The organism is Marinicella meishanensis, assembly GCF_019931145.1.
Taxonomy (GTDB): domain Bacteria; phylum Pseudomonadota; class Gammaproteobacteria; order Xanthomonadales; family Marinicellaceae; genus Marinicella; species Marinicella meishanensis.
The window spans coordinates 18,727-35,821 of record NZ_JAIOUV010000010.1; the positions used below are offsets into that span (position 1 = coordinate 18,727).

Genomic DNA, 17,095 nt, shown 5'->3' on the forward strand with positions numbered 1-17,095 from the left:
CCCATGACCATCAAAAAAGTGGCCGTTTACTGTTCCTCTTCGGACCAAATCAAAAAAATCCATTTTGACCAGGCTGAGAACCTGGGCACTTTGATGGCCAACAACGGGCTGGAATTGGTCTACGGTGGCGGCATGGTCGGTCTGATGGGCCAAGTGGCCAAGGCCATCAAACACCACCAGGGACACACCATTGGCGTGGTGCCAGAAGCCTTGCGCATCGATGGCGTGGTCAACACCATTGATGATGAGTTGATCATCACCCCAGACATGCACACCCGCAAAGCCAAAATGATCGAACTGGCCGATGGCTTCATTGGTTTGGGGGGTGGCTTTGGCACCCTGGAAGAAATGCTGGAAGTGATGACCCTGAAACAATTGGGCTACCACGAAAAACCCATCGTGTTTTTGAACACCGACGGCTATTATGACCGCCTGTTTGAGATGTTCGAGCACATCTATGCGGAAAACTTCGCCAAAGCCGAATACCGCCAGTTGTACCACATCAGCGAAAGCCCTGAAGACGTGATTGCCTACCTGGCCAGTTACCAGCCGCCCCTATTACCGGACAAGTGGTTTATTTGAGCCAACTGATTTGCACCATCACTCAAAGCCATTGGCAAACAAATAATCATCCGCAATCACCCCGGAGGCATACAACAAGCCACCCCACAAATGGGCCAAAAAATCCGGCTCAGCATAACTGGCAGTGGTGTGGCCCATGCCAGTGTACCAAGAGCGCCCACCCTGGAATGAATGGTACCAACTGATGGGGTGATCTGCCCCCATGTTGCCGCCGCTGTAACTGGTTTCATCCAAGGTCATCAACACCTGAATCTGCAACGTCGGGTCCAACCTCGGATTGGTTTGGAAGTTGTACCATTCATCGGTGCGCATCCATTCCTGATCCAAATGCACGGTGGCTGGGTGGCTGTTGTCTTCCACCCAAACTCGGGCCACTTGGATGCTGGGATGGCTGTCAAAATAGGTGCCCAACAATTGACCATACCAAGGCCAACTGTATTCGGTGTCACTGGCTGAATGAACCCCCATGAAACCACCACCGTTTTGGATGTAGGCTTCAAAAGCCTGTTGCTCGTTGGCGTTCAACACATCCCCTGATGTCAGCAAAAACACCACCACATCGTATGCAGCCAAGTTTTGGGTATTGAAATCGGCACTGTCTTCGGTGAAGGTGGCGGTGAAGCCTTGCTCAGAAGCCATTTGCTGGAACGCGACTTGGGCCGCCGGGATGGAACCGTGCCTAAAACCGTCTGTTTTGCTGAATATCAAGGCGTTGAAGGTACCGGTTTCATGGGCATTGACTGGGTGACACATCCCAATCAACATCATAAAACATAGGGCATTAAGCCGTTGCATCTTTCCGTATCGAATCATTTGAGTGACCCTTACGATATGACATCCTGCGGCCTATGAACCAGACCCAGGTCGCAAAAAACACCATTCATGCCCGTCCCCTCAGACCAGGCCCGCAAACTGACCTGGCGACCATGGCCAGGTTAATTCATTATCGCCGCTGGATGGCCAGCATCATGTGGTGGGCGGTGCTGGACTGCTTCATGTCCTCGGCTGTGATGGTTTTGTACAATGATTGTTTGTGGCTGAGCTGGGTGACTTGATAGCCCTGCTCGAATATCTGATCAATGAAGGCGTCGACGTTGTGGTAGCGGGCCCGATTGAACTCCAACAAGATCATCATGTTGGGATTCTTGTCCCTGATTTGTTGGCTGCCATACCAAAACTTGTCTTCTGCGCCCTCAATGTCCACTTTGATGAAATCAATGGGTTTGGCGTCTTTCAATAAATCATCGATGGCATTCACTTGCACCTTGATGGTGTTGGGGTAATGCTTTTCCCGGGCCTGTTGACTCATGTTACCGGCCAACATGCCATTCATAGGCGTGTCATCGCTGTAGACAAAATCGATGTCCTCGCCGGCCTGGTCTGAGACGCCTTGGTTGATCACTTTCAGTTTGTTTTCAAAGCCATTGACTTTGCTGCTTTTGATCACCAGGCGACTGAGCATGGGGTTGGCTTCCAAGGCATGAATCTGACCTTCAGGACCAATCAAATCCGCCATCAACATGGAAAAATAACCATAATTGGCACCCACATCCAGCACATTCATGCCCGGTTTGACTTGGCGGGCAATGAATTCGGTGATGTTCATTTCCCAAAATCCATTCATTTGTAATTGCACTCCCAGGCGTTCATCCAAAGTGTTGACGAACATCAAATAGCGGCCCAATACCCGGCACACGGCCTGGTGGTTGCCTAAATAGGTGGAGCGGGACAATGTACGGATGGTGGCGATGTTTTCATCGCGGTTGGTTTCCTCGGTCAGGCGACTGATCGGAAACAGTCCATTGGCAGCAAGCATGGTTGTTTTTCCTCGATTGGATGGATGTGATTGGGCGGCGGGTGACGGGATGTCACCCGGTTAATGTGGAATCGGATTCAACTCAATCCAAGGCCTGCATGGCCGCCGCATAATTGGGCTCATTGACAATGTCATCGACCAATTCACTGTATACCACCTGGTGGTTGGCATCCAACACCAAGGTGGCGCGGGCGTACAAACCAGCCAAGGGACCTGAGGTCATTTTCACCCCACAACTGGCGGCCAGGCTTTGGTGTCTGAAATCAGACCCGGTGACGGCATTCTCAACCCCTTCGGCGGCGCAAAAACGGTTCAAGGCAAAGGGCAAATCCATGGAAGCATACACCATCACCACATCGTCACGGTCGCCGGCTTGTTGGCTGAAAGTTTTTAATTGTAAGGCACACACTGGGGTGTCGATGCTGGGAAAGATGTTCAACACCACTTGCTTGCCGGCAAAATCGGCCAGGGTGGCTTCGCTGAGGTCTGACAGCACCAATTGCATGGCGGGGCCAGCGTCCCCGACTTGGGGAAAGTCGCCATTGGTGTCTACGGGGTTGCCTTTGAAGTTGGTTTGGGCCATGGGTTGTCCTCAAAAAAGCAATCAGTTTAGCCTGATTCATGCCCTGCATCAAGTGTCTGTAGGTCGCCTGCACCTGTTCTGGGTGATTGGGTTGCCATCCATTCGATGACAACCCACAGAAGGCTTAAGTTTCTGGCTCTGGATCAGCGGTTTCCAGGTCTTTCAAGATGACCTCACCCTCATCATAGCGATACTCAAAAATGAACGATTCCATGCGGCGTTTGACCTCATTGGCAAACACCACTTTGCCATTGGGCAATTCGGCCTTCCAGTGCATCGGGATATGGCCTTTGATGCGACTGCCACCAAAGGATTGACTTTTTTTCCACTCAGCACGCTTGGCGATGGCATTTTCAAAATTGTAGGTTTGCTTCAACTCAGCCAACAATTGATCGACCTGGGTCAACTGTTGGGCGTTCAATTGTTGTGGCAGCGTGGCCATCAGGTGGTCGTTGTTGGAAATGCCTTTGCCAGCCAGTCGCAACCAAGCCAACCCGGTGATTTGGTCGTCCTTTTGTAAATGCAACAGGCCAATGAAGTATTGGGCATGCTTGTTGCCATATTCTGCGGCATCAATCAAGCGCCACATGGCGTCGTTTTTGTGTCCCCGCTTATCCGCCTCCAATGCCGTGTAGACCAAATAATCGTCCGGGTTAATCATTTTTCCATGGTCATCAAATTTCACGTTCAAATGGCGGGCTTGGGCCAAACTGAACATGCCCAACATCATCACTAAAATCATTGTTTTCATTATCTTACGCTCCTTATGAATTGATTGGATCTTTATGATAATTGGACAAAAATGAACGGTCCCTGAATTCGCACCACCGCTGCGCCGACCCTTGAAAAGCAATGACCGGTGGCTTGTATTCGGTGTTTTTTGTCCCACCATTGATACTTAGTTTTGCAGGCCGGTGCTTACAATGGGAACCGTTGGTCGCACATGCCAACAAATGGGAAGCCTCTCAGGGATGGGTCATGGACCAATGCCACAGGGATGTGCCCTTTTTTTCAGTTGCCCCTGAATAAGCCTTTGGCAGGATCGCCTATTTAAACATTTTGGGTTTCATGAACGCCGCCAGCTCGGCGGTGCCGGCCACCACTTCTTGCCACTGGGTCGCCTGGGTGAATGACACATGGGCATAGGCACAGGTGGGCACATTGGCCAAGCCCGCGGCACTGGCCTGATTGACAAAATCAGTGAAAGCCGGATTATGCCCCACCAAGAAAACCACCTGCTGATCATCTGTCAATGCCCGCACCAGCGACCAGATGGCCGACGCGGAAAAAGTGTACAAAGATTCGTGCAACTGCCAATCGATGGGGCGCCCCGGCCAATGCTCGGCCACGCCCTGAATGGTCAATTGAGCCCTTTGCGCCACGCTGCACAGCACGTGATCAAAAACCACCCCAGCCTCATGCATGGCATGGGCCATGATGCGGGTGTCGCGGTGTCCGCGTTGGCTCAATGGCCGGGCGCGGTCCGCCAGTCCCGGGTGGTCCCAACTGGACTTGGCATGGCGGATCAAGTGGACTGATTTCATGCGGCCTCCATCAGCTGGCGATAAGCGGCCCGCAGCAGCTCTTGAAAGTGGTGCAAACCCGCTTCCCGTTTCATGCACAATGGGCCACTGGCATAACTGCCTGAATTCAATCCTTTTTGTACCGCTTCACAAATGCCGATGTCTTCCGCTTGGACTTGGTCACTGAATTGTTGGTCTTGGGCGATCAATGATGCCAGATCTGGCACCTCGGCATAACAATAATCAAACAGCACCCGACAGCGGTTGTGACTCAATGGCAGCACTTGGTTGGTCTGTAAGCGGTTGGGCAACACATTGAGCATGGTGTTGGGGTAGATGAAAAAGTAATGGGCCTGACCGGCGCCGTAAATGCCCTCGCTTTGTTCCAGCGGACTGAATTGGTGGGAATGCCACCGGCTTAACTGGGTTTGGTAACTTTTGTAATCCAACAATTGATTCAAGCCCGGATGCACATGGGGTAAATGATAGCCTTCCAGGTAATTCTCCACATAGACCTTCCAGTTACAATCAATGATGAATTCATCGCGGCGGTTGAATGGCATGGTGGTCAGATCGATCGGGGCCAAAATTTGATCGATGCCCGCGGTCACTTCATTCAATGGCGGCACGTCATCTTTCAGCGCCACAAATATCAAGCCTTGCCAAATGGCCGTTTTGATTTTGGGCAAACGATGATCGGCCACTGAAAAACCTGCGGTGGTGTGCATTTCCGGGGCACTTTTCAGCCGCCCATCCAAATGATAATTCCAGCCATGATACCGACACCGCAGGGTTTTGCCATGTCCGGAAGTTGTGGCCAATGGGCCAGCCCGGTGGCGGCACACATTGTGCAAGGCCTGGATGCCAGCCCCGGTGTTGACCACAATGATCGGTTGTTCAGCCACCTCGTGCACCACCCAGTCACCGGTGGTTGGTATCTGCGACTGGTGGCCAACCAACTGCCAACTGCGCTGCAAGACCTCGGTGCGATCCAGCACCGTGAACAAGCCATTGGCATAAACTTCGGCCGGCAGTGAATGGGCTTGATCAGCCCCCTGGGATTGGGCCAGTGTGGCGATGCGTTGGCGGTCATATGCATTCATGCCATCATTTTAGTGCATTTGAATCATTTGTCATCAAGCCGTGAGAATTTCGTGAGAATTGAAGCGCAAAATGGCTCCACGATTTTAATAACAGAGGAGTCAAACATGAAAATGAAACATCTGATGCGCTCGTTGGTATTGCCAGCGGGCTTTTTATTGTCAACCCAAGCCGCGGCTTTTGAAGTGAAGGTCAAAGTGGAAAACCTGAGTCCTGAAGGGGGCCTGTATTTCACCCCATTGTGGGTCGGCTTCCATGACGGCAGCTTTGATTTATACGACCGCGGAGCCGCCGCCTCAGAAGGCGTCGAACGCTTTGCCGAAGACGGTGACTTTGGGGCCTTGATGAGCGAATTTGCCGGCAGTGGTTTGGATGCCGTGATCCTCAACCCCGAAGGCTTTGCCGGCGCCCCGATTTTTGATCCGGGTTTGGCCAGTTACGAGGTGTTTGATTTGGATCCCGCGGCCAACCAGTATTTCAGCTATGGCGCGATGATCCTGCCATCCAATGACGCGTTCATTGCCAATGGCGACCCCATGGCCCACCAACTGTTCAACGACGAAGGTGAGTTCATGGGCCCCATCTCATTTGTGGTTTATGGCAGTGAGGTGCTGGATGCGGGTACCGAAGCCAACACCGAATCCGATGCCGCTTTCCTCAACCAATCCGCACCCAACACCGGTGAAACCACCAGTGACGGGGTGGAGTTGCACCCCGGTTTCAACGGTTCGGCCGGTAACCCGGCAGCCACTCCGGTCAACATCCTGGGCGCCACCGTGCCACCAGGTACCGTGATTGATCCGGTCAAAGGTGATTTCACCCAAGGCATCGTGCCCATCATGCGGGTCACCATTCAAAATGCCCTGACGCCCGTGCGGGTCAGTGTCAAAAACCAAGCCCCGGCTGGCGGCATTTACTTGACCCCCGTGTGGCTGGGTTACCACGACGGCTCCTTTGACAGCTTCAACGTCGGTGAAACGGCTTCTTTGGGCATCGAACGAATGGCTGAAGACGGCGATTTTGGCGCCTTGGCCGATGCGTTTGCCACCAGTGGTGCCGGTACCGGACAAGTGGTGTTGAACCCCGAAGGCTTTGCCGGCGCACCCTTGTTTGATCCTGGCTTCAGCAGCACTGAAATGGTGTACTTGGATGCCGCGCAAAACCGTTACTTGTCGTATGCCGCCATGGTGTTACCATCCAATGATGCCTTCATTGGCAACGACAACCCCATGGCCTACCCCATTTTTGATGACAACGGTGATTTCGCCGGTCCGGTGCGGGTCAAAGTTTATGGCAGCAACGTCTGGGATGCGGGCACCGAAGCCAACACCGAGTCCGATGCCGCTTTCTTCGACCAATCAGCGCCCGATACCGGTGAAGCAACCACTGATTTGATCGCTTTACACCCCGGATTCAATGGTTCTGTGGGTAACCCCAACGGCAGCCCACAAAACTTCCTGGGTGGCACCAATGGCCCAGGCATCAGCTTTGATGCCACCGCCGCAGACTTCAGCATTCCTGGCAGCCCAGTGGCTGAAATCAGGGTCTCGCGGGTGGTCGACGGTGGTCACAGTGGCGCCTGGTTCAATCCTGCACGCGCTGGCCACGGTCTGGTGTTGGAAATCACCAGTGACGGCAATGGTGGCTCACGCGCCATGGTCTCTTGGTACCACTACGCGGCCGACGGCTCAGGCGAGCAAATTTGGCTGACCGGCGTGGGTCCCGTGGTGGATGACACCGCCATTGTCGATGTGATCCAAACCTCCGGAGCGATCTTTGGCGAGTCGTTCAACTCAGCCGATGTGGTCCGCATCAACTGGGGCCAGGTGCGCATCAAGTTCACCTCGTGTAACCAAGCCACTTTGTCCTATGACTCACTGGTGGATGGTTATGGTTCAGGCAGCGAACCGCTGACTCGATTGACCTCAGGTCCGGTTGACTATGCGGGTGCTTGTCAGCTGTAAACAACCTTAATCAACCCACTGGCAGGTTGTGGTCCCATCCCCAAGATTTGACCCGACCACAACCTGTCAGGACCCAAAAGAACAAATAATTGTAAGCAACCATGTCTTTTTCCTTTCATATATTCAATCAAGAACAACAACCGAATGATGCTGGGGAGGCAACAGACATGTCAAACAAACAAATTCTGGTGATTGAGGATGAGTATGACATCGCTCAATTATTGAAAATCCATTTGGCTGATTTGTGTGACCAAGTGACTTTGGTCCACGACGGTGAACAAGGCCTCAAACAAGCCCTGTCTCGCCCCTGGTCCGCCATCGTGCTGGACCTGAAATTACCCAATCTGGACGGCCTGGAAATCTGTCGCCGCATTCGCAGCCAAGCTAATTATGTGCCGATTTTGATGTTGACCGCCAAATCCACTGAACTGGATCGGGTGCTGGGCTTGGAAATGGGTGCCGATGATTACCTCACCAAACCATTCAGCGTGCTGGAGTTGACTGCCCGCGTCAAAGCCTTGATGCGGCGTTTTGATGCCAGTTTGGCCTACCACGAAACCGCTTGTCCGGCTTTGCAATATGATGGTTTGGAAATCAGCAGCGACGAACGCACGGTGAAAGTCGACGGCGAGGAAATCAACTTAACCGCCAAAGAATTCGATTTGTTGCACTTTTTTGCCAGCCACCCAGACAAAGTCTTCAATCGCTCGCAGTTGTTGGATCAGGTGTGGGGCTATGGCCATGACGGTTATGAACACACAGTCAATTCACACATGAACCGCTTGCGCACCAAAATCGAAAGCGACAGCCACAACCCCAAATACATCAAGACCATCTGGGGCGTTGGCTACAAATTCATCGCCGCCCATCACGCGGCCCACCATTGAATCGAATTTCCATGCATTCACTCAGCAAAAAACTGTCCTTCATGCTGATGGCGCTGTTCATCATCATGGGGGTGATCTTGGCCTTCATCATCCGTTACGCCTTGGTGCAATACAACCTGGAAATGACCCAGCGACTGAATGCCTCCATCGCCATGTATGTGGCCGAGGAAGATCAGTTGATCGCCAATGGACAACACAACGAAGCGGCCATCAAACAACTGGCCGAACGGGCCATGGTGATCAACCCCACCGTTGAGGTGTATCTGTTGGACGCCAACGGCCGAGTCCTGAGTCACAACCTGCCGGCTGGAACCGATTTTCAAAGCCAGGTACCACTGGCTCAAATCGAAACCTTTTTACAGCCCGATTCGCACCGCCCGCTGGTCAACCTGGATCCTCGCAGCCCCAACAGCGAAAAAGCCTTTTCAGCCGCCAAAATCACCCACCAAGGGCAACATGAAGGCTATGTCTATGCCATCTTGGGCGGTCAAACTTACGAAGCCTTGGCTCAAGACATCAGCAAGTTTTACGTGTTGAAAATTGCCGTGGCCAGCATCGGCGCCTTGTTGGTGCTGAGTTTGTTGATTGGCGTGTTGGTGGTCAATAAACTGACCCGCCCGTTGGCGGCATTGACCCGACAAGTGCGGGCTTTCCAACAACAAATCACCGGCGAAAAAGCCAGCCCCCAACGACCCGGAGATGAAATCAAGGTCTTGACCTCAGCTTTCCAGCAAATGGGCCGCAAAATCGACCAACAAATGAAACAAATTCAAGCCGCCGATCAAAACCGCCGCGACTTGATCACCAACGTGTCGCATGACTTGCGCACCCCGCTGGCTTCCATCCAGGGTTACCTGGACACCTTGTTGATCAAACACGGGCAGTTGGATGAAGCCAATCGCCAGGAGTACTTGGCCACTGCCAGCAAACACTGTGTGCGTTTGAATGATTTGGTGGGTGACCTGTTTGAACTGTCCAAATTGGACTCCTTGGCGGTGCAACCACAAATCGAAGCCTTTTCATTGGCTGAGCTGATCCAAGACGTGGGCATGGAGTTCAAAATGCAGGCCCAACACAAGAACATCGATCTGAAAGTGGACTTATTGGACGGCCCCACCGAAGTGAAAGCGGACATCGGTTTGATGCAACGGGTGCTGGAAAACCTGATTGGCAACGCCATCAAACACACCCCTGAAAATGGCAAGGTGCTGTTGAAATTGGTGCATCAGGACGGGCAATTCAAAGTGATCATTCGCGACACCGGTCGCGGCATCAGCCAACAGGAGCTGCCGTTCATTTTTGACCGCCTGTACCGCGCCGAGAACACCTCACAACAAAACCGCAGTTCATCAGGATTGGGCTTGGCCATCGTCAAGAAAATTTTGGACTTGCATCAAAGCAAAATCAAAGTGGTCAGCCGCCTGAACCAAGGCACCCAGTTTTCGTTTCAATTGCCGGTGGCTGGATAGGCTTAACAGACCCTTTTGCTGTAATACACCACTTCTTCATCGCCCAAAGGGTCTGAATGAATGCCGGTTTTTTGATAGCGCATGCCAAGTTTTTCCATCACCTTGATGGAGGCGGCGTTGCCGGGCATGGCAATGGCTGAAAAATGGCTCACATCCTGGGTGCTGGCCAGTTCCTGCATCAGGTGTGATGCGGCCTCGGTGGCGTAGCCATGACCCCAGGCTGACCGAAACAGGCGCCAGCCCAACTCCCAATCAGTCCATTGCGGGTCGTCACCGAAGAAACCCATTGGCCGCACCAACAACCAACCGATGTATTGTCCAGTCTCGGTCACCGTGAGCTGCCACAAACCCCAGCCTTTTTCAGGATTGCGGTATTGGGCCAAACGCGGCAAGAAGGTGTTGTGGATGTCTTCTCGGGTGGTGATTTTGCCGCCATTGATGTAACGCATCACCTCGACGTCCTGATCCAGCTGGTACAACAAGTCGGCATCGCCATCGTCCATCAAGGCAAAACTGAGGCGGGTTGAATCGGGGATCTGCATGGTCATCTGACAAAAACCCATCATTTTACTGTAAATCTTGCCAAACAGGGCTGCCATCACACATGGATGAAACAACAACCGTGATAAATTACGGCTTGATTCATTTTATTGGCTTCACATGCATCGATTCAGCTTCACTTTTTGCCTGGTCGGCTGGTTATTGGTCGCCTGTGGTGGCGCGCAAAAACCGGGCCCGGACCCCAGTCAACCACTTCAAGTCATTGCCATGGGCTCTTGTAACAAAGAATACCTGGACCAATCATTTTGGCCAGTGATTGCCGAACAGCAGCCTGATCTGTGGATCTGGCTGGGCGACAACATTTATGCCGACACCGAAGACATGGCTGTGATGGCGGCCAAATACCAACGACAAAAAGAAAACCCACATTACCAATCGTTCATCCATCAGGTGCCGGTGATTGGCATCTGGGACGATCACGACTATGGCCAAAATGACGGCAACCGCACCTACCCAAAGAAACATGAGGCCAAAGAGGCCCTGCTGTCGTTTTTGGATGTATCGGCCCAGGCCACGGTCAGAAACCACCCCGGGGTGTATCAAAGCCACACCTTTGGAACACCACCCAGACAAGTGAAAATCCTGTTGTTGGACACCCGCAGCTTTCAAGATCCACTGCAGCGTTTGCCCAAAGGCGGTCCGCGCAATTACGCGGCACAAGCCGATGGTGACTTGTTGGGTGACGCCCAATGGCAATGGCTGGCGGATGAATTGCAGCAATCCACTGCCAACATCAACCTCATCGCCAGCAGCATTCAAGTGATCGCTGAAGACCACCGCTATGAAATGTGGGCCAACTTCCCCCAAGAACGGGTCCGCTTGTTGAACCTGATTCGCGACAGTGGGGTCAACAACCCCGTGATCATCAGTGGCGACCGCCATTTGTCCGAAGTCTCCAGGGTTCAATGGCAGGGCCAAAACATCATTGAGGTCACCGCCAGTGGCATGACCCATTCGTTTTCAGGCAATCAAGAATTCAATCGCCACCGTTGGGGCCAATTGATCACCGATGAATCGTTTTCGACCTTGACTATAAATTGGGAAAGCAACACCTTGCACATCACACAAATTGACATGGCCGGAAACAAGCAACAACAGTTGACGCTGTCACTGCAATGATTGGGGTGTGGCCTCAGATCGATTCAAGCAAGTCTTGATACACGGGGTTCTTTTCGATCAAGGCCGCCACAAACGGACAAGTTGGCTTGACTTTGAGGTGGTGCACCCGTGCATAAGCCAGGCCATATTTGACCAATTCCGTGCCCAGACCTTGACCACCCAAAGCTTTGGGTACGATGGTGTGGTTGTATTCGAGCACGGCTTGATCCAAGCGGTAACTCATATAAGCTGTCAGACCATTCATGGTGATTTCAAACCGTCGCTGCTTGGGATTGTGTTGGATATTTTGATTCATTGTTTTTGCTTTTTGACTGATCGTTTCGGTGCCTCGTCAAATGGCACATTGCGGAACAGTTTCCTGACCATGTAATTGACCACCGGCACCCGATGGCGAGCCCAGACAAATTCCTCCACCGGCTCGGCCCCCAAATTGGCTTTCGGTTCCAAAGCGGTGCGGCCAAAGGAGATGTGTTGGCACCCCCAGTCCAGCGCCACTTCGATCACCAACTGCAACAAACGGAAGTAGATGGGGTATTGTTCATTGACTTGATAATCCAGTCCCACATAGTACGCGATCGCTTGGTCGCCCTCTTTGATCACCGAGACAAAACCGGCCACCTCGTCCTGGTTGCGGATGCCCACACATCGAAAATCTTCGCCCAATGCCTGCTGCAAGGCCAGGAAATAGCCTGCCGGCAGGGTGGCCAAGCGGGTGGCAGACTTGTTTTCAACCTGCAAATACAAGGCGTGCAATTGGGCATCCAACTGTTCATTCAAGGTCAGCGTTTCGGTGGTCAATGGCCCGGTATCAATGGTTTTGATGATTTTCTTGATGCGTCCTCGGTATTTGGCAGTCAACATGGCCAGGTAATCATCAAAAGTGCGAACTTCGGGGCCCAAATTCAGGACCATGTCCGGATCGGTTTGGATGCGGCGATAGGAATACCTCTCCAGCACTTCAGAAGGTGGTAGGAGCGGTTTCTTCAAGTCTTTGATCATGACAAAATCGATTTTCCCGGCCAATTTCTCTGCTTGTCTGATTTTATACAAGGCCTCAGAGACGATGCGCCAACCCAACGTCGGATCCAAGTCAGGGGCGAATCCCACTCCATGCAAACCACTGGAGACCAGGTTGCCGCAAACCAGCACGCGTTCCTGGTACTTTTGTTTGATGGCATCGGTGAGCTGCCCTGTTTCCTGGGTCAATTGTTCACCGCCGATGACCGCCACCTGGGCCGCCACAATCACCACCGGTTGCTGTTGGTCATCATAAGCCATGGCATAGCGTTGTGCTGTGTTGTTCGGCGCACAGGACTCCAGGGCCCGCAAATAACGGCGACTGAGGAAAATGGAACTGTGCTCAGCCACCTGATCCCAGGCGGCCCCATGCATGAAATCCACACGGTCTGCCAACACAAATCGATGACCGGTTGTGCTGTGTCGTTCCTGGTGGCGTTGTAGTTTGTCCTTGACTTGATCGATGAGGCTCATGTCTTTGATCCGGATGAAACAAAATCTTGATGGTAAACGATGTGGCGGCATTTGTACATGTCCTCACCCACAGCACTGCATGATCCGGCTGTTTCAAAGGGCCATCAGTGCCAGCATCTCACGCAGCAATTTGGCGGCCACCATGGCCGTCATGTCATGGATGTCGCGGGTGGGGTTGTATTCGACAATGTCGGCGCCGACCACTGGCCCTTGGATGCTGTGCAACACTTGGATCAATTCACGGGTGCTCAAGCCGCCTGGTTCATGGTGTGACACCCCGGGGGCAAAAGCCGGATCCAAGGCATCCAAATCCACCGACACATAAACCGGACCGGTCAAACCCAAGGCCACCACTTCGGCGCATTGATTGACACCATATACCTCGACCCCAAAGCGCTTGACTTGATCACGTTGGTGGTCATTCAGGGTGCGGATGCCGACCTGAATCAAACGCTTGGCCAATTGCTTTTCCATAATCCGGGCAAACGGTGAGGCATGCGACAAAGGGTTGTCTTGAAAATCATCATACAAATCGGTGTGGGCATCAAAATGCAGCAAGGTCAAATCCGCATAATGAGGCGCAAATGCCCGCACCAGTGGGAAGGTGACGGCATGATCGCCGCCCAATGACAACACCCGATTGCCGGCTTGTAAACATTGGTCTACCGCTTGGGTCACTTGCGCAAAGCCTGCGGCATCACCGGTGACAGGCAAATCACCCAAATCATGGCAGTTGTCGCCCAACCGCACTTCATGCCCCCGTTCACTCCACAAATTGGCCGAGTCGCTGTGCAAGGCCTGGCGAATGCGTTGGGGCGCTTGGGCACAACCGGTCAGAAAACTGGAGTTTTCATCCGACGGCACGCCGATCAAAGCGGTTGAATGCTGCGGCATGGCACGCCCCCCAAACCAATCACCCATGGGCGACTCTCCTCGATCCCCCAACACGGACTTGTTCAAACACGGGGATCACCGATGCCGACATATTTCACGCCTGACAAACGGGCCATGTCCTGGTGCCAGGTGGCCAAATCTCGCGGTCCGAAACCGGCCAGTGAATGGTGTCCACAAGCCCGCGCCATAACCTGCATGAGTTCGGTGGATGCGTTGAAAAAGTTGTGCAACTGTTGCGCCGATTTGGCCACATGCAAGCGCTGGCGCAAATCGGCATTTTGCGTCGCAATCCCGGCAGGGCACTGGTTGGTGTTGCACATGCGGGCGGCCACACAACCGATGGCTTGCATCGCACTGTTGGACAAGGCCACCCCATCAGCCCCCAAGGCCAGGGCTTTGACAAAATCAATCGGCACCCGCAAGCCGCCGGTGATGATCAAGGTCACCCGACCGCTGGCGCCCACTTGATCCAGGAATCGACGGGCCCGGGCCAAAGCAGGGATGGTGGGCACACTGATGTGGTCCCTGAACATGGCGGGTGCCGCGCCGGTGCCGCCACCGCGTCCATCCAAAATGATGTAATCGGCACTGGCATCCAATGCGAATTGCAGGTCATCTTCAATGTGGTTGGCACTCAGCTTGAAGCCAATGGGGATGCCGCCGGTGAGCTCGCGCACGCGATCGGCAAAGCGTTTGAAATCGGCCGTTGTGTGCAGATCTTTGAACGTGGGTGGTGATATCGCTGGGGTGCCTTCGGGGATGCCCCTGACTTGTGAGATTTTGCCGATGTTCTTGTTCCCGGGCAAGTGTCCACCGGTGCCGGTTTTGGCCCCCTGTCCTCCTTTGAAATGAAAGGCCTGAACCCGGTCCAGCAAGGCTTCTTGGTAACCAAATCCAGCGCTGGCCAGCTCATAAAAATAACGCGAATTGGCCTCTTGCTCTTCGGGCAACATGCCCCCTTCGCCGGAACAAATCCCGGTACCGGCCAGTTCAGCCCCGGTGGCCAGGGCCACTTTGGCTTCTTCGGACAAAGCGCCAAAACTCATGTCAGAAACCAACAAAGGGATCTTCAACACCAGCGGTTTTTTGGCGGCCGGCCCAACCACCAGCTCTGTGGCCACCGGCGCCTCTTCCATCAACGGCTTGCGCGCCATTTGGGCCACCATTAATTGCAAATCATCCCAATGGGGCAGCTGATGGCGCGGCACCCCCATGGACGTCATGGGCCCATGGTGCCCCATGTTGGACAACCCCTCCCGCGCCAACTGATGGATGAATTCAACCGTCGGTTCTTCCGTGGTGGCACGGGCCACCGGCGCAGCCGATTCTTTGGCTTTCGTACCTGGACCTTCCTGGCCCACCATGCCCACGTCAAATTTTTTGTGGGTGCCATCGCAATAGGGGGCGTTTTGGGTGTGCTTGCATTGGCACAAATAGGCCGGGCCATCGGCCTCAGCCACAAAGGGCTTGGGGGTGAATTCCGTACCGGCATGAGAGCCATCACAAAAGGGTTGACTGTTGGAACGGCCACACACACAAAAGTGGTATTCCTGACCTTGCTTCAGTTCAACTTTGGCGGGCTTGTTGTTGGCGATGATCGGGTGACTCATGATTTCCTCCAATGGCTGAATGCGTGGGTGTTCAAGCCCATCACTTTAGCACAGTTCAGCCCACCGTCCGCAGACCGCATACACCTGGCATGCTTATGGTTGGTTGACGGCTCTGATTTGCCCATCGGCCTGGACCACATAATCGGCCGCTTCATCGGTAGCCGCCCATTGCACCCGCTGTCCCAGCTCGACACCGCGGTAACTGGGCACATCGCTGGTCAGGCGGATGAACAACCAGCGTGGTGCGCCCTCGTCGAGGCGCAAACGCAGCGCTTGATCTGCGGGGTGCTGGGCCACGGCCTGGGCCAAAGCCGGAGAAAAAACCGCCTGGATGCGACCGGCATCGCGCAACAGCAAGGCTGTGTTGACCCCATGCCACACACTCAACAGACTCAACAGCATGATCCACACCCGACCCCAGCGCTGGCAGTGTCGCCAGGCAGCGGCCACCAGCAACACCAGACCGGCGGCGAACAAATAGCCATACTGAGCGGCACTGGCCGCCAATGGCAACACCGGCGCCAACAGCGCCAAGCCACCCAACAAAGCTGCCCAAAACAAACGCCGATGGGCCAGCCACAGGATGACAAACAAGCCCAAAACCAAGCTGGCTGCGACCACCGTCGAGCCCCGCAAGCCTTTGGCCAATGTGGTGTGTGGTTCGGTGAGGTGCGGTGAGATCCAATACAGGTGGTATTCCAACCAGCGCCACGGCATCTGCCACAGACTCAGCCCATAATGGGTGTTCTCTGGTTGTGACAACAACACCGGCAGACGCAAAGCCAGGTAAGCCAAGGCCACCAAGCCAGCACCCCAGGTGGCCATAAACCACACTTTTTGACGGCCACCCAACAGCCAAATCACACCCAACACCGCTGGCAAGGACAAGGCAGATTCTTTGCTGATCAATGCCACGGCCGTGAACCCAGCACCCAGCAGCAGGGCCATTAATGGCCGTTGTGTGCGACACAATTGCGACAACATCGACAAGGCAAACGACATGACCAACAGGTCGGCCATGGTGGCCACCCAGCCATGGACATACATGGCATAAGGTGAAGCCACGAACAGCAGGGTCCCAGTCATGGCCGGCCATACCGATAAACCAAACCGACGCGCAGCCAACCACAAGAGGCTGGCATTGAGGCTGCCCCACAGCACCAACACGCCATGGAAAACCATCGGTTGGTCAAAGCACCAATAAGACAACAACCGCCACAAATTGAAGGTCAAGGGCCGGTATTGGTAATCTGAGAATGCCAGCCAATCATTCCAGCGCATGGCCGACAAACCGGCCACATCAGCCCACGCCGCCCATTGCAGTTCATCATGGCTGAAATACCCGGGATTGAAAACCAACGGCAGTTGCAGCAACACCGCCAACAGACCCACCAAGACCAACAACAGCCCGACTGGGCACCGCTGCAACCACCGGGTCAAAGCATGGTTGTTCTGTGGGTTGGCGGCTTCATGGGTGGGCGTGGCTTGGGTCATG

General features: G+C 53.8%; 17 protein-coding genes. 5 read left to right on the plus strand and 12 right to left on the minus strand.

What is annotated here, in order from left to right; genetic code table 11:
• Positions 1 to 3 precede the first annotated feature (3 nt).
• Complete coding sequence (locus K7G70_RS15650) at positions 4 to 582, plus strand: LOG family protein (protein WP_223789594.1); 579 nt, start codon at positions 4 to 6, stop codon at positions 580 to 582.
• A gap of 18 nt (positions 583 to 600) precedes the next feature.
• On the opposite strand, the gene K7G70_RS15655 is transcribed toward K7G70_RS15650, so the two are convergent.
• The 6 genes from K7G70_RS15655 to K7G70_RS15680 form a co-directional block, all read right to left on the minus strand.
• Positions 601 to 1,335 (minus strand): ThuA domain-containing protein, encoded by a 735-nt coding sequence (locus tag K7G70_RS15655; RefSeq protein ID WP_223789595.1) that lies wholly within the window; start codon positions 1,333 to 1,335, stop codon positions 601 to 603.
• Between the two features lie 190 nt (positions 1,336 to 1,525).
• Complete coding sequence (locus K7G70_RS15660; RefSeq protein ID WP_223789596.1) at positions 1,526 to 2,398, minus strand: FkbM family methyltransferase; 873 nt, start codon at positions 2,396 to 2,398, stop codon at positions 1,526 to 1,528.
• Positions 2,399 to 2,480: 82 nt separating this feature from the next.
• Complete coding sequence (gene tpx / locus K7G70_RS15665; protein WP_223789597.1) at positions 2,481 to 2,981, minus strand: thiol peroxidase; 501 nt, start codon at positions 2,979 to 2,981, stop codon at positions 2,481 to 2,483.
• A gap of 124 nt (positions 2,982 to 3,105) precedes the next feature.
• A complete protein-coding gene (locus K7G70_RS15670) occupies positions 3,106 to 3,732 on the minus strand; it encodes a hypothetical protein (protein ID WP_223789598.1) in 627 nt (208 codons plus the stop codon).
• Between the two features lie 295 nt (positions 3,733 to 4,027).
• Positions 4,028 to 4,525, minus strand: a complete 498-nt coding sequence (locus K7G70_RS15675; RefSeq protein WP_223789599.1) for a SixA phosphatase family protein — start codon at positions 4,523 to 4,525, stop codon at positions 4,028 to 4,030.
• Complete coding sequence (locus K7G70_RS15680; RefSeq protein ID WP_223789600.1) at positions 4,522 to 5,607, minus strand: aromatic ring-hydroxylating oxygenase subunit alpha; 1,086 nt, start codon at positions 5,605 to 5,607, stop codon at positions 4,522 to 4,524. Before K7G70_RS15680 ends, K7G70_RS15675 begins: the two co-directional genes overlap by 4 nt.
• A 105-nt stretch (positions 5,608 to 5,712) precedes the next feature.
• On the opposite strand from K7G70_RS15680, the gene K7G70_RS15685 reads away from it, so the two are divergent.
• The 3 genes from K7G70_RS15685 to K7G70_RS15695 all read left to right on the plus strand — a co-directional run bounded on the left by K7G70_RS15685 (position 5,713) and on the right by K7G70_RS15695 (position 9,925).
• A complete protein-coding gene (locus K7G70_RS15685) occupies positions 5,713 to 7,569 on the plus strand; it encodes a spondin domain-containing protein (protein ID WP_223789601.1) in 1,857 nt (618 codons plus the stop codon).
• 167 nt (positions 7,570 to 7,736) lie between these two features.
• The gene (locus K7G70_RS15690; protein WP_223789602.1) at positions 7,737 to 8,456 is read left to right on the plus strand and encodes a response regulator transcription factor; all 720 of its coding nucleotides are present in this window, start codon (positions 7,737 to 7,739) and stop codon (positions 8,454 to 8,456) included.
• An 11-nt stretch (positions 8,457 to 8,467) separates the two neighbouring features.
• Positions 8,468 to 9,925, plus strand: a complete 1,458-nt coding sequence (locus K7G70_RS15695) for a sensor histidine kinase (protein ID WP_223789603.1) — start codon at positions 8,468 to 8,470, stop codon at positions 9,923 to 9,925.
• 2 nt (positions 9,926 to 9,927) lie between these two features.
• Here the strand turns inward: K7G70_RS15695 and K7G70_RS15700 are convergent, their stop codons facing one another.
• Positions 9,928 to 10,473: a GNAT family N-acetyltransferase gene (locus K7G70_RS15700; protein ID WP_223789604.1), complete on the minus strand. Its 546-nt coding sequence runs from the start codon at positions 10,471 to 10,473 to the stop codon at positions 9,928 to 9,930.
• Between the two features lie 112 nt (positions 10,474 to 10,585).
• Between K7G70_RS15700 and K7G70_RS15705 the strand changes: the two genes are divergently transcribed.
• On the plus strand, positions 10,586 to 11,605 hold the full coding sequence (locus K7G70_RS15705) for an alkaline phosphatase D family protein (RefSeq protein WP_223789605.1): 1,020 nt from the start codon (positions 10,586 to 10,588) through the stop codon (positions 11,603 to 11,605).
• A gap of 13 nt (positions 11,606 to 11,618) precedes the next feature.
• Here K7G70_RS15705 and K7G70_RS15710 read toward each other — a convergent pair whose 3' ends face one another.
• The 5 genes from K7G70_RS15710 to K7G70_RS15730 all read right to left on the minus strand — a co-directional run bounded on the left by K7G70_RS15710 (position 11,619) and on the right by K7G70_RS15730 (position 17,094).
• Positions 11,619 to 11,900: a GNAT family N-acetyltransferase gene (locus tag K7G70_RS15710; RefSeq protein WP_223789606.1), complete on the minus strand. Its 282-nt coding sequence runs from the start codon at positions 11,898 to 11,900 to the stop codon at positions 11,619 to 11,621.
• Positions 11,897 to 13,096, minus strand: a complete 1,200-nt coding sequence (locus K7G70_RS15715; protein WP_223789607.1) for a GNAT family N-acetyltransferase — start codon at positions 13,094 to 13,096, stop codon at positions 11,897 to 11,899. The genes K7G70_RS15710 and K7G70_RS15715 overlap by 4 nt, the downstream gene beginning before the upstream one ends.
• A gap of 93 nt (positions 13,097 to 13,189) precedes the next feature.
• Positions 13,190 to 14,017: an agmatinase gene (speB, locus tag K7G70_RS15720; protein ID WP_223789608.1), complete on the minus strand. Its 828-nt coding sequence runs from the start codon at positions 14,015 to 14,017 to the stop codon at positions 13,190 to 13,192.
• 35 nt (positions 14,018 to 14,052) lie between these two features.
• Complete coding sequence (locus K7G70_RS15725; protein ID WP_223789609.1) at positions 14,053 to 15,600, minus strand: glutamate synthase-related protein; 1,548 nt, start codon at positions 15,598 to 15,600, stop codon at positions 14,053 to 14,055.
• A 93-nt stretch (positions 15,601 to 15,693) separates the two neighbouring features.
• Positions 15,694 to 17,094 carry a hypothetical protein gene (locus K7G70_RS15730; protein ID WP_223789610.1) on the minus strand — a complete coding sequence of 467 codons (1,401 nt, stop codon included), beginning with the start codon at positions 17,092 to 17,094 and terminating at the stop codon, positions 15,694 to 15,696.
• Between the last annotated feature and the right edge of the window lies 1 nt (position 17,095).

Excerpts from the sequence above, each read along its gene's own strand:
- K7G70_RS15650 (WP_223789594.1), top strand. The coding sequence starts at position 4 with ATGACCATCAAAAAAGTGGCCGTTTACTGTTCCTCTTCGGACCAAATC.
- K7G70_RS15655 (WP_223789595.1), bottom strand. The coding sequence starts at position 1,335 with ATGTGTCACCCAGTCAATGCCCATGAAACCGGTACCTTCAACGCCTTG.
- K7G70_RS15660 (WP_223789596.1), bottom strand. The coding sequence starts at position 2,398 with ATGCTTGCTGCCAATGGACTGTTTCCGATCAGTCGCCTGACCGAGGAA.
- tpx (WP_223789597.1), bottom strand. The coding sequence starts at position 2,981 with ATGGCCCAAACCAACTTCAAAGGCAACCCCGTAGACACCAATGGCGAC.
- K7G70_RS15670 (WP_223789598.1), bottom strand. The coding sequence starts at position 3,732 with ATGAAAACAATGATTTTAGTGATGATGTTGGGCATGTTCAGTTTGGCC.
- K7G70_RS15675 (WP_223789599.1), bottom strand. The coding sequence starts at position 4,525 with ATGAAATCAGTCCACTTGATCCGCCATGCCAAGTCCAGTTGGGACCAC.
- K7G70_RS15680 (WP_223789600.1), bottom strand. The coding sequence starts at position 5,607 with ATGAATGCATATGACCGCCAACGCATCGCCACACTGGCCCAATCCCAG.
- K7G70_RS15685 (WP_223789601.1), top strand. The coding sequence starts at position 5,713 with ATGAAAATGAAACATCTGATGCGCTCGTTGGTATTGCCAGCGGGCTTT.
- K7G70_RS15690 (WP_223789602.1), top strand. The coding sequence starts at position 7,737 with ATGTCAAACAAACAAATTCTGGTGATTGAGGATGAGTATGACATCGCT.
- K7G70_RS15695 (WP_223789603.1), top strand. The coding sequence starts at position 8,468 with ATGCATTCACTCAGCAAAAAACTGTCCTTCATGCTGATGGCGCTGTTC.
- K7G70_RS15700 (WP_223789604.1), bottom strand. The coding sequence starts at position 10,473 with ATGACCATGCAGATCCCCGATTCAACCCGCCTCAGTTTTGCCTTGATG.
- K7G70_RS15705 (WP_223789605.1), top strand. The coding sequence starts at position 10,586 with ATGCATCGATTCAGCTTCACTTTTTGCCTGGTCGGCTGGTTATTGGTC.
- K7G70_RS15710 (WP_223789606.1), bottom strand. The coding sequence starts at position 11,900 with ATGAATCAAAATATCCAACACAATCCCAAGCAGCGACGGTTTGAAATC.
- K7G70_RS15715 (WP_223789607.1), bottom strand. The coding sequence starts at position 13,096 with ATGAGCCTCATCGATCAAGTCAAGGACAAACTACAACGCCACCAGGAA.
- speB (WP_223789608.1), bottom strand. The coding sequence starts at position 14,017 with ATGGGTGATTGGTTTGGGGGGCGTGCCATGCCGCAGCATTCAACCGCT.
- K7G70_RS15725 (WP_223789609.1), bottom strand. The coding sequence starts at position 15,600 with ATGAGTCACCCGATCATCGCCAACAACAAGCCCGCCAAAGTTGAACTG.
- K7G70_RS15730 (WP_223789610.1), bottom strand. The coding sequence starts at position 17,094 with ATGACCCAAGCCACGCCCACCCATGAAGCCGCCAACCCACAGAACAAC.